A 12,238-nucleotide genomic window follows, 5' to 3' on the forward strand; every position below is an offset into this window, starting at 1 on the left:
GCTTTTAAAGCGCTTTCTTATTTTGCCGGCAACTAAATGCTATCACACTCATTATCGCATTCAGTAGGGCACAAATCTGCGAAACCGTTTAATATTCTGCGCGCTTCCTTAACCTTTGATGCTTCCGGCAATCGAATAGCCCTGCATAATATAGCGCTGGAAGACTAGAAATAGTAGAACCGGCGGAACGATGGCAAACGTTAAGCCAAGGAACTGGATATCTGCAGGCAGCGTAGCTTTTAAGTTAAAAATAGCAACGATGACTGTCCACTGCGACTGGTCTTTCAGAATCATATACGGCCAGAAAAAGTCATTCCATACGCCGTTGATCGTTAAGATCGAGATCGTGATGAGCACGGGTCCACTCAAAGGCAAAATAATTCGCAGAAAAATACTTAGCTTGGAAGCTCCGTCAATATGGGCAGATTCGACCAAGGAAGCTGGAATCGTGTCGAAAAAGTTTTTGAAAATAAGAATGACTACGGGATTGACCGCCGCCAGAAACCATAATGGCCAATACGTATTCGTAAAGTTAATATGGAACAGTGGAAAATCGACAATATTGCCGAACAAAGGAACAATTCCGACTGTACTCGGCAGCAGCACTGTCCAAAGAATGAGCAAAAAGAAAAAGGCGCTTCCTTTTGGCTTCAGCTTAGAGAAAAAGTAACCTGCCAATCCATTAAACAACACCGTAAATACAAGCGTTCCGATTGTCACATAGGACGTATTCACATAATAACGCATAAACTTGAACTCATTCCATGTGTCCCAAAGCTTCTCGATGTGAAACGACCGTGGAATAATGGTAGGCGGAATTTCGTAAAACTCCTTCACATCCTTGAAGCTGGACAAAATAACCCAGACAGGAGGCAGAAGACATACGAGTGAAATGATCGTCATGATAGCAAAAAATAGCCAATACATAATTTTAACCTTAGGTGTTTTATATTCCAGATCCCCAATAATTCCTGATGACTTAGCCGTTTTCATTTACTCACTCCTTACTCCTTGTCCCATTTTTTCTGCAATTTGAAATAGTAGACGGTCATAACCATCAAAATCATAAAGGTAATGACGCCAAGTGCCACCGAATGGCCCGCCTCGAAATATCGGAAGGCATAGAAGTAGCTTTGCAGCTGCAGAGTCATAGACGAATTATTAGGGCCGCCCTCTGTCAAAACGAGAGGCTCATTGAAAATTTGGAAAACGCCGCTAATTTGCAAAATCAGCGTTAAGCCGATTAAAGGTGAAATTTGCGGTAGCGTAATGTTCCAAAATTTTCGCCAAATGCCTGCGCCATCAATTGAAGCCGCCTCATACAGCTCATTATTCACACCCTGTAAACTGGCTAGAAATAGCAGCGTTGTTGCCCCGAAGCTTCTCCATGTGATCGTGAGCACGATTGTAATAATCGTCAAGCTTGGGTCCTGCAGCCACCCCTGCGGATGAATGCCGACCATGCCTATTATTTTATTGACCAAACCGTTCTCGCTCGGCTCAAAGAGGAACATCCACAGCATCGATGCTGCAATTCCCGGAATCATGCTTGGGAAGAAAGCCGAAAACCGGAAAAAAGAGCTCCAATGCCGCATTTCATTAATCATGACAGCAACGACGATCGGAATGACAAATCCAATAACAAGAGACCAAAAAACGTACATAAACGTATTGATTAAGGTTTGCTGGAATACCGAATTGGTAATGACATCGATATAATTTTGCAGCCCGATAAATGACTCCGCTTTAAATCCCTTTGTCTTAAAAAAAGATAACCAAATGCCTGACAATAACGGCTGCCATGAAAAGAAAAAGAAAAAAAGCAGCGTGGGAATAATTAAAAGCCACGAGGACCATTCCTTCATCCAATACATAAAAAAAGTCGATTTTTTCTGCTTAGGAGTATACGTGGGTGTACCGGCGTTTACGCTCATGTTGGCTTCCTTTCCTAAATGATGTATTTAATTAAAATGATAACGCTTCCTTGCGAAGAGCGACATCCTTCAACCCTGCGAAATGGTTTGACATGGTATGAAATATAAGCGCCGATTGCTGCTAACGTTGTTCCCCTTCTTCATGACAATCGCTGCTTTAGCTCATGGTAGCATAGTAAAAAGATTTGCCAGTAGGTTGTTATCCTGCGAAAGGGTGGATTATTCTGTCGGAACCTTCCATGGCACTGACGAAATAAGGACGATAGATTATAATAAAATGGATCGACAACAATGGGTTATGGGGGAGTCGGACACCATGTTGAAAGCGCTTATCGTCGACGACGAATATTTAGTTCGCACAGGAATCCGCGAGACCATCGATTGGGCCGAATATGGGGTAGAGATTATTGGAGATGCAAGCAATGGCGTGGAAGGTCTGGAGCTCGCACTGCTTCATCAGCCCGATGTCATTGTGACTGATGTGCGTATGCCTTATATGAACGGGCTGGAGTTTTTGGAGAAAATAAAAGAGCATAATCTGCATTGCGGCGTTATTGTGCTCAGTGGATACGATGAATTTCAATACGCCCAGGAGGCGCTTCGCCATGGCGCAGCCAGTTATCTGCTTAAGCCGGTAAATATTGATGAGCTGGCAGAAACGGTCCAGCAAATTGGGCGGCAAACGATTGAAAAACGAGCAAATCGCATGCAATTTCAAAAATATAAAAAAGAAGAGAGCGCCATCTCCTCGCAATTTTGGCTTGATTTATTTTACGGGCGACTCTCTGACACCACATTGATTCAGGAGAAATATGATTGGCTGAGTATCGCAATTGCGCCTGAGGATAAGCTGATTACTGCTGTCATCTCTATCATTCCAGACACCGTTACAGCGATAGATTTTGTTGATCAATCCAAATGGTCGGCAATTGAACAGCAAATTCGCCAGATCTTAAACAGCCATTCAGTGAGTACTATAGCGCTCTTGCAAAGTGCACCGACAGAATGGACAGTCATCGCGGCTTCGAGCCTGCCAATTACCGATTTTGCATCCACCATGTACACTTTTGGTTACGCTATCATTAAAGAAATAAAAGATTCTGCCGGCTTCCAATTGACGGTAGGCTTCACTGAAGCTGCTGACCATTATGCGGGTATAAACACTGCGTTTGTGAAAGCGCGCGAGGCGGCACGAAAATCCATCTCTGGATTAGGCGGCGTTTTATTCGAATCAGAAAATGAACGTTCAGGCTCAAGACGCGAGGTTCGGGACGCGCTCGCCTATATTAGACTTCATTATGCAGATAACATTACAGCCGACATGGTTGCCGAGAAGGTTCATGTCAGCCCAACTCATCTGATGCATTTGTTTAGGAAGGATCTGAACAAAACGTTTTATGAGTGCCTGACGGAATATCGCATCGATGAGGCTAAGCGTTTGCTGCGCTACTCCTCCTACCGCGTTTATGAGGTCGGTCTGCATGTTGGCTTCGGCGATTCCAAATATTTCAGCCAAATTTTCCGCAAAATGACCGGGATGTCTCCTAGCGAATATGCCAAATATCAACAATAAGCAGGATCGCAGCGACAAGTCGTCCTCTATTTTGCGTAAAATGAACATTAGAACCCGAATCGTCTTTGTCATCATCGCCGGATTGACGCTGCATCTCACTTTGATGCTGGGTGTGTTCAACATTTACGCGCACACGTATCTCAAAAACAATTTGTACAATCACATTGGCAATATTCAAAAAGAGATCGGACTCAGCTTAGAGCTGATCGTCGATGATATCCAAATGCTTTCGCTCCGTTTCCTCGTCAATACAGACATTTACCGCCTGATCGGCGACTTGTCCATTGCAGAGGATGAGAAAAAAACGCGTATTCGTTCGCTGATGGAAGGCATCGTCGCCAAGAACGAGCTGATCGGCGACGTGGTGATCATTACAAATGAAGGCACCCGTTACCGATATGTCGCCGATACAGAAATTTTTGAAGATCCGGATGACCTGCTGCTATCCAAAATCGAGGAGTCTATTTTACCTGTTATCGGTAAGGTGAAGCATAACGCTAAAGGTGACGCCTATATCGTTTTCGGACAAAAATATCGCAATTTCAATACAGGCCAAAACATTGGAACAATACTCGTCTATGTGAAGGAATCTTCGCTGTTTAATCTTTATAAGCCAGCGTTTGAGGGGTTAGGCTATTCCTATATCGCCTCGGTCACTAATGAAGTGATTTCACATCCCGATAAACGGGTGGTCGGCAATACTCTTCTAGAATCGGATTCGTTCCATCCCGGCGAAACGGCAGGTTATCGAAACGTATCATCGGGGCATGAAAACTATGTTTTGAGCACGTATCCGCTGAGCGACCGCCTGAACCGATTCGGCGTCAGCTGGAAGCTTGTTTCCGTTGTATCGCGGCCACAATTGTTTGCAGCGATTACGGAAGGAAACCGCAATGCGCTGTATTTCGCTTTGCTCGTTTTTGTTGGTCTCTTAGCTCTATCTTTTTATTTGGCGTCCAAAATTACGGAGCCTGTCTTCAATTTGACAAAGAAGCTGGGTGCGATAGGAAAGTCCGGGCTGCAGCTCATGAATGATCGAAACAAACCGAGCGATGAAATCAGTGAGCTCGAAAACAGCTATTACACGATGATTGATCGAATCAACAACCTCATTCACGAAAACAATGAGGAAAAGGAAAAGCAGCGAGTGATGGAGCTAACCGCGTTACAATCGCAAATCAATCCGCATTTTTTGTACAATACGCTCGATGCGATCACTTGGACGGCCAGGCTGAAAAAACAACCTGAAATCGAGAGAATGATTTCTGCGTTAGCAACCTTCTTCCGAATCAGCCTGCATAAAGGGGACAAGCATATTCCCGTTGAGGAAGAGATTCGCTTAGTAAAAAGCTTTGTAACCGTTGAGCTGATGCGTTTTCCAGACAAATATGATGTCACCTATGATATCCCGGAGCCGCTTCGGAAAATTCGCATCTTGAAGCTTATTCTTCAGCCATTAGTGGAAAACGCCATTAAACATGGCATGAGTGAGAAACAAGGAAAAGGATTAGTCGAGGTTAAAAGCTGGCGAGACGAGACCTATCTTTATTTTGAAATTAAGGACGACGGGGTAGGGTTTAAAAGCAAATCCAACATTCAAAGCACCGACAAAAATGTGTTGTTTCAAAGCGGTTACGGCCTGAGAAACGTTGACGAGAGAATTAAGCTCGAATACGGCAAGGAATCGGGACTCACGATAACGAGCGAACCCGGAAAAGGAACGACTGCCCTTATTCGGATTCGCCTCAGCCTAGATCAAATCTCATGATGTCTGCGCATTTTTTTGTACAAATCCTTTAATGGATCTAGAATGCTGCGAGACAGCCGCTTAATCAGTATAAAAAATAGTGCCAAAATAAAAGCGCCAACTCCGATCAGCGTATTTCTTAGCAGTCGGAGTTCGCTTTTGATCGGCTCGCCTGAGATTAGAATCGCGATTCGATCATCGGAATGATACAAGCGATATAACAAAACAATGCCCTCTTCCGTCTGATTGATCGTCATTTCCTCATTCGCTTCTTCTTGTGTATCCTCCTGCAGCGTTTCCCAAATCACATCGTTAGGCTCTTCCTGCAAGCCATTTGCATTCAAAATCGCATGATCATGCGTAATAATATAGGTAGGATGACGGCCATACAATTCAGGATCGTCGGCATGATAGAAGCTGCTCATCTTTTTCAAATCCACATTCATGAGAAGCAGGCCCGTTATCTTCTCATTTGTATCGATGATTTTGGCCACATAAACCAGCTTTCTGCGTGGATCTGTGTTCTTGTACACGAGCGAGCTCGAAGCTTGAACAATCCATTCGGACGTTAAATCCGAGCTTAAAAACTTCGTATATTCGGGAAGCTTCTGGGTCTCCTGGAACGAGCGTATCGCTGATACGTTGCTTGATGCGTACACGCTGCCGCTATTCCCGTACATCACCATATCTAAAATATAGAGGTTGGATGAAATCATGCCGTCCAATATCGGCGGAATGGTATTGTCATATTCGCTGCTTGTGAGGGAAGCATGAACGGCTGTATTGTTTGTCACCAAACTAGCCATCTCCTCCATCCATTTCATAAAAAGCTGGGCGTTTTTGTGCTGCTGGCCTGTATATTGAAGGGAAAGCTGACGCTGCATTTCCGAGCTTTTGTTCTCCATGGTCCGAAATACGAGCATGCTGGACAAGATTACATATAAAACAATGACCGATAGCAAAATAATTTTCATTTTCTTATCAAGCGATCTGAACACCGTATCCCCTCGTTCCCAGTTGTCCTTATTTCTATTTTAACGCAAGCTATAATGAAGCGCTTTCTTTTGTTGCCCATCGATAGTACCATACAAGCTGCTTATAAAAAAGCCATTAAAGCTGCGAAATGGTTTGCAACCGCAGGATCGAAGGATAAACGAAAAAAAACTCCCGATTATATCAGGAGTTCATTCGCAGAAGGTGGGCAGGCCGATATAACGTTTCAACTAGTGCTTGCGCAGCTTCTTCGATATGCGGTTGCCCGCCGACTGCATCAGCTGTACGAGTAAAATAAGAATAATGACACAAACGTACATCACGTCGGGCTCCCAGCGCTGGTAGCCGTACCTAATCGCCACATCGCCTAAACCGCCTGCGCCAAGTACACCTGCCATCGCTGTTGCGCCGATTAATCCAATCGTTGCGATGGTTAAACCAAGCACGATCCCAGGTCTTGCTTCCTTCAAAATAACCCGCCAAATAATTTGCCGGCGCGAAGCTCCCATCGCTTGAAATGCTTCAATAACACCGGGATTCACCTCCAGCAAAGCCGATTCAATAAGCCTCGCAATATAAGGCGCAGTATAAAAGACAAGCGGAACGATTGCTCCTTTCACCCCGATTGTCGTATGCACAATCCATTTCGTAATGGGAATGATCGCTATTAAAATAATGATGAACGGGACAGACCGCAGCACATTGATGACTGCGTTTAACAGATGGTAAAGCACCTTGTTCTCATAAATATGATTTGGGCGCAATACGACTAGGCAAATGCCCAGAAACAAGCCAATAATAGTGGAGAAAAACAAGGAATAGACAACCATCGCCGCCGTTTCCCCTAGCGCTTCTGTGTATAGATCATGGTTCTCGGCGAGGCTTCTGAAGAAGCTATCCAGCATGCTTAAGCACCTCCACCTGCATTCCGTTTTGTACCATGTATGCAATTCCTTCTTCTATGGCAGTCGATTCGCCCGGCAAACTAATTAAGAGAAAACCAAAAACGGTATCTTTAATTTTCGTTATATTCCCGTACAAAATGCTTGGCCGAAGCTGATAGCGCAGCGTCAAGTCTGCGAGTATAGGCTCGCTTACCGTTTCGCCAATGAAGGAAATGCGAAGTAGATGTTTTGGCTCTGCAGGGTGGTTGGCTTTGTAAAGCAGCTCCTGCGGCAAATCCGCATCAAACACGCTTTTCGTAAATTTTTTGGTCGTATCCGTTTGCGGTTTCGTAAACAGCTCCAAAATAGAGCCCTGCTCTACAATGATACCGTTCTCCATTACGGCTGCTCGATCACATATCTTTTTCAACACATACATCTCATGGGTGATCAACACAATCGTAATTCCATAGGAACGATGAATGTCGAGCAGCAAATGCAAGATCGAATCGGTCGTCTGCGGATCAAGTGCCGATGTCGCTTCATCGCATAACAAGATTTCCGGCTCGTTGGCAAGCGCCCTTGCAATCGCCACACGCTGCTTCTGTCCTCCAGACAATTGAGCGGGGTAGCTGTCACGTTTATCCGCAAGATCCACAAGCTTCAGCAGCTCGTTTACCCTTACTTCAATTTGTTTCTTTGGAGCACCTGCAAGCACGAGCGGAGAAGCTATATTCTCATAGACGGTACTCGACATAAGCAAGTTGAAGTTTTGAAAAATCATCCCGATTTTCCGCCGCATAATGCGCAGCTCCTGCTCGCTAAGCGATGACAGATCCGTGTTGTTTATGCGTATACTGCCAGCAGTCGGCCGCTCCAAATAGTTGATGCAGCGCAGAAGCGTGCTTTTGCCTGCTCCGCTGTAGCCGATAATGCCGAAAATTTCCCCTTTACGAATATGCAGATTCGCGTCCTTAATTGCATGGATGTTCTGTTTGCCCTGTTGATACGTTTTGCTGACATTTTCGATCCAGATCACTGTACAACCCCGCCTCTGCTAAAATGTTAAAAAGGTCTCTTCATCTAAGAAGAGACCAAGGTCTATTTTCGAGTTACCAAGATGCGACAATGTACGTGCCGTATTTTTCTTCTACGAATTTCTTGACTTGGTCGGAATGATAAGCCTTAATCAATCTTTGGAATACCGGCTTATCCTTGTCCTCGGTTCTTACTGCAATAATATTTACCCAAGGAGAATCCTTTGGCTCAATAAAAATGGCATCCTTCGTTGGCACAAAACCCGCTTCTACCGCATAGTTGGTGTTGATTACTGCCGCCGTCAGATCGCCAAGCGCTTTCGGAATGAATGCTGCATCCAGCTCCTCAAATTTCAATTTGAGCTTGTTTTCTGCGATGTCGCGAACAGTCGCTTTAATGCCAACGCCTTCTTTAAGCTTAATCAGTCCAGCGTTTTCAAATAGAATCAACGCGCGTGCACCATTCGTCGGATCATTAGGCAGGCCGATAACATCGCCTTCCTTTATTTCAGAAACGTCTTTGATTTTTTTGGAGTAGAAGCCGATTGGAAAATTAAGCGTGTTCGCGATCTTCACCAAATCAAGGTTGTTATCCTTCTTGAATTGATCGAGATACGGCTCATGCTGGAATGCATTGGCATCAAGCTCCCCTTCCGCCAGCACTTTATTCGGCTGTACATAGTCATTGAATACAACAAGCTCAATATCGAGGTTATCCTTAGCCGCAACTTCCTGCACCTGCTTCCAAATCTCTTCCTCAACGCCTGCCGAAATGCCTACCTTAAGCTTTGCTTTCTCTCCTTCTCCCTCTGCACCACTCAATTCTGATTTGTTGCCGCACGCGGCAAGCACAGCGGTTAATACCAGTGTCAGCATAATCAATACGAGCTTTTGTTTCATATGATCTCCCCTGCTTCCTATTTGTTTTTCAAGCTGATTACATGTCTAGAAAAACAGAAAAGCTCTTATTCCACGATGCCGGCTGCTTGCGCCGTTCCGTGAAATAAGAGCTTTTAGTCGTCTAATCAGCTCAATATCTTATAATTCCGATGAGCTTACTATAGATTATATTCATTGCTTCTGTCAACGATTTTATTTGTCATTCAAGCGCTAGCTCTTCCATGGATGACCAATTCCAACGTGGAACGGCTGCCGCTCGGTTATTGCACCACGCTGCAGCCGCGCTAGCCATCTTACGATTTTGCCAGCACCTCATCCTTAATCCGCTGCACAGCCTCAGCAATCGCTAGTGATCCGAGATCACCTTCGCCTCTTTTCCTGATGGCAACGCTGCCTGCGTTTTTCTCGCTCTCACCGAGTACCAATGTGTAAGGCACCTTTTCAAGGCCAGCCTCGCGAATTTTATAACCCAGCTTCTCATTCCGTGTATCCACTTTAGTACGAATGCCCGCTTCAGCGAGTGCTTCCTTCACCTGCAAGGCATAATCGATATATTTCTCCGAGACAGGCAGCAGCTTAACCTGAACAGGTGCGAGCCATAATGGGAATGCTCCTGAATAATGCTCTGTCAATATACCGATAAAACGATCAATCGATCCATATACCGCACGATGAATAACGACAGGGCGATGCTTCTGGTTGTCTTCGCCAATATAGGACAAATCAAATTTCTCAGGCATTTGGAAATCAAGCTGAATCGTGCCGCATTGCCAGCTCCGCTTCAAAGCATCGAGGATATGAAAGTCGATTTTTGGCCCATAAAATGCACCGTCGCCCTCATTTACACGGTATTGAATATTGCGGCTGTCCAGTACGCTGCGCAGCGATTGCTCCGCTTGATCCCAGAGCTCTTCAGAACCCATTGAGTCCTCAGGTCTAGTCGACAGCTCAATTTTGAAATCAAAACCGAATACCCCGTAGATATGGTCGATCAATGCGATCGCATGGCTGATCTCTGCTTCAATCTGATCAGGCCGCACGAATATATGAGCATCATCCTGGCAAAACGTACGTACCCGCATCATGCCGTTCAGAGCACCCGAGTACTCATGGCGATGAACCTGACCAAATTCCGACATCCGAATCGGCAGCTCTCTGTACGAGTGCAGACTGTTTTTGAAAATCAGCATATGCCCCGGGCAGTTCATCGGTTTAAGCGCATAAGCCGTATCATCCACATTTGTAAAATACATATTGTCCTTATAATGATCCCAGTGACCCGATTGCTCCCACATCCGCTGGTTCATCATAAATGGCGTGCGAACTTCCTCATAATCCCGCTGCCGCTGCTTCTCGCGAATCAGGCTCTCCAGCTCCGTACGAATCGTCATGCCATTCGGCAGGTAGAACGGCATGCCCGGCGCCTCTTCTGAGAACATGAACAGCTCCAATTCCTTGCCAAGCTTGCGGTGATCACGCTTCTTCGCTTCCTCCAGCAGGTGCAAATGCTCATCAAGCTGCGCTTTTTTCGGGAAGGACGTGCCATATATGCGCTGCAGCATTTTGTTGTCCGAATTGCCACGCCAGTAAGCGCCTGCTACACTTAGCAGCTTGAACGCCTTGATGCGTCCTGTGGAAGGTAAATGAGGACCGCGGCAAAGGTCAACAAACTCGCCTTGCTCATACAGCGAAATAATGGAATCGTCCGGCAAATCACGAATTAACTCCAGCTTGAGCGGCTCTTCCTCCTGTGCGAATAAAGCTGTCGCTTCCTCGCGACTCACTTCACGGCGCGTAATCGGCAGGTTTTCTTGAATAACCTTGCTCATCTCTGCTTCTATCGCAGCAAGATCATCTGTAGACAACGGCTTCTCGATATCAATGTCATAGTAGAAGCCATCCTCAATAACAGGACCAATCCCGAGCTTCACGGCCTTTTCCCCATAGATACGCTTTATGGCTTGAGCCATCACATGCGCTGTACTGTGACGGTAAATCGCTAAACCATCAGCACCATCAAGCGTTATAATTTCAACGCTGCTGCTTGCTTGAATGGGCTCGTTCAGATCGACAAGCCTGCCATCGACTTTTCCCGCGACTGCATTTTTGCCAAGTCCAGTACTGATTGATTCCGCCAATTGCGCGGCGGTTGTCCCCCGTGGATACTCCTTAACTGTTCCATCCGGTAATGTAATTGCAATACTCATCATGCAGCCTCCGATCGAATGTAGTTGAACGCAAAAAAAACACATCTCTCCCACCAAGGGACGAGTGCGTTCAGCTCGTGGTTCCACCCTCATTCGATCTGCTGCTTTATATGACTGGCTATTCGCCAGACTTAAAGTTACAGCAAGATCCTTATTGAGCACCCGGTAACGAGGATGAATCGGTGTTATTTACAATCGCTTTATGGAAACAGCGGGTTCAATAACACGGCTGCAAAGGGGTAATTACACATTCGGTTGCTGGAGAAGCTCTCAGCCTTAGCTTCTCTCTCTGGACAGCTCGTATAAGGTAATCATGTCTTTGGTCAAAGCCTATTTATGGGTAAATTGTAATTCGAATATTCCAATAAGTCAACTGCAGCCAAGTATTCATGGAAATAAGCATAATTTTTAGCATTTTTATTCGATCATTTTAGACGTGCCCAGTCACTTCCACATGCACCATCGGACAAAATATGCTTTAATATACCAAAGGAGCGTGATTCAATGGACATCAAATCGTTTCTATTTCCAAAAAACGAGGTCTCATACCTCATGACATCCTCTAATATGAAAGAAGCCATAGATAAATTAGAGGCTAGCCACTATACCGCCATTCCGATCTTGGACGACAATGGCTTATATTTCGGAACACTTTCCGAAGGGGATTTATTATGGAAGTTGAAAGCCACACCCGGTCTCACCTTCGATACGATGCACGAAATTCCTGTCGTCTCCATCAAAAAACGGATGAAAGTCGAATGTGTCGCGATCAACGCCGATTTGGACGATATGCTGGCGCTGGCGGCCGATCAGAACTTCGTTCCCGTTGTAGACACCGATCGCGTCTTTCTTGGTATTATTCGCCGCAAAGATATCATCGAATACTATACCCGAAATATTTCTGATTAGCTTGGAAAAGCCAGATCATGCATTTCAAGAAGGCTGCCGTCGCCGGCAGCCTTT

At 45.4% G+C, this 12,238-nt stretch carries 10 protein-coding genes; 3 read left to right on the plus strand and 7 right to left on the minus strand.

The window, feature by feature from the left end:
* Positions 1-108: 108 nt before the first annotated feature.
* Complete coding sequence (locus BK120_RS16355) at positions 109-993, minus strand: carbohydrate ABC transporter permease (protein WP_076268549.1); 885 nt, start codon at positions 991-993, stop codon at positions 109-111.
* Between the two features lie 11 nt (positions 994-1,004).
* Positions 1,005-1,934: a carbohydrate ABC transporter permease gene (locus tag BK120_RS16360; RefSeq protein ID WP_218639591.1), complete on the minus strand. Its 930-nt coding sequence runs from the start codon at positions 1,932-1,934 to the stop codon at positions 1,005-1,007.
* Positions 1,935-2,250: 316 nt separating this feature from the next.
* Here BK120_RS16360 and BK120_RS16365 point away from each other — a divergent pair, with 316 nt between their 5' ends.
* Together BK120_RS16365 and BK120_RS16370 are read left to right on the plus strand one after the other, a co-directional pair.
* A complete protein-coding gene (locus BK120_RS16365) occupies positions 2,251-3,507 on the plus strand; it encodes a response regulator transcription factor (protein ID WP_076268550.1) in 1,257 nt (418 codons plus the stop codon).
* On the plus strand, positions 3,488-5,275 hold the full coding sequence (locus tag BK120_RS16370; protein ID WP_076268551.1) for a sensor histidine kinase: 1,788 nt from the start codon (positions 3,488-3,490) through the stop codon (positions 5,273-5,275). The genes BK120_RS16365 and BK120_RS16370 overlap by 20 nt, the downstream gene beginning before the upstream one ends.
* Here the strand turns inward: BK120_RS16370 and BK120_RS16375 are convergent.
* The 5 genes from BK120_RS16375 to thrS form a co-directional block, all read right to left on the minus strand.
* Positions 5,263-6,252 (minus strand): cache domain-containing protein, encoded by a 990-nt coding sequence (locus BK120_RS16375; protein WP_076268552.1) that lies wholly within the window; start codon positions 6,250-6,252, stop codon positions 5,263-5,265. The genes BK120_RS16370 and BK120_RS16375 overlap by 13 nt on opposite strands.
* Before the next feature lie 225 nt (positions 6,253-6,477).
* Positions 6,478-7,152 carry a methionine ABC transporter permease gene (locus BK120_RS16380; protein WP_076268553.1) on the minus strand — a complete coding sequence of 225 codons (675 nt, stop codon included), beginning with the start codon at positions 7,150-7,152 and terminating at the stop codon, positions 6,478-6,480.
* Complete coding sequence (locus BK120_RS16385; RefSeq protein WP_076268554.1) at positions 7,142-8,170, minus strand: methionine ABC transporter ATP-binding protein; 1,029 nt, start codon at positions 8,168-8,170, stop codon at positions 7,142-7,144. The genes BK120_RS16380 and BK120_RS16385 overlap by 11 nt, the downstream gene beginning before the upstream one ends.
* 73 nt (positions 8,171-8,243) lie before the next feature.
* A complete protein-coding gene (locus BK120_RS16390) occupies positions 8,244-9,068 on the minus strand; it encodes a MetQ/NlpA family ABC transporter substrate-binding protein (RefSeq protein WP_076268555.1) in 825 nt (274 codons plus the stop codon).
* Between the two features lie 293 nt (positions 9,069-9,361).
* On the minus strand, positions 9,362-11,275 hold the full coding sequence (gene thrS, locus BK120_RS16395; protein ID WP_076268556.1) for a threonine--tRNA ligase: 1,914 nt from the start codon (positions 11,273-11,275) through the stop codon (positions 9,362-9,364).
* 504 nt (positions 11,276-11,779) lie between these two features.
* Here thrS and BK120_RS16400 point away from each other — a divergent pair.
* Positions 11,780-12,184, plus strand: a complete 405-nt coding sequence (locus BK120_RS16400) for a CBS domain-containing protein (RefSeq protein ID WP_076268557.1) — start codon at positions 11,780-11,782, stop codon at positions 12,182-12,184.
* The last annotated feature ends 54 nt before the right edge of the window (positions 12,185-12,238 follow it).

It is taken from the genome of Paenibacillus sp. FSL A5-0031, assembly GCF_001956295.1.
Taxonomy (GTDB): Bacteria; Bacillota; Bacilli; order Paenibacillales; family Paenibacillaceae; genus Pristimantibacillus.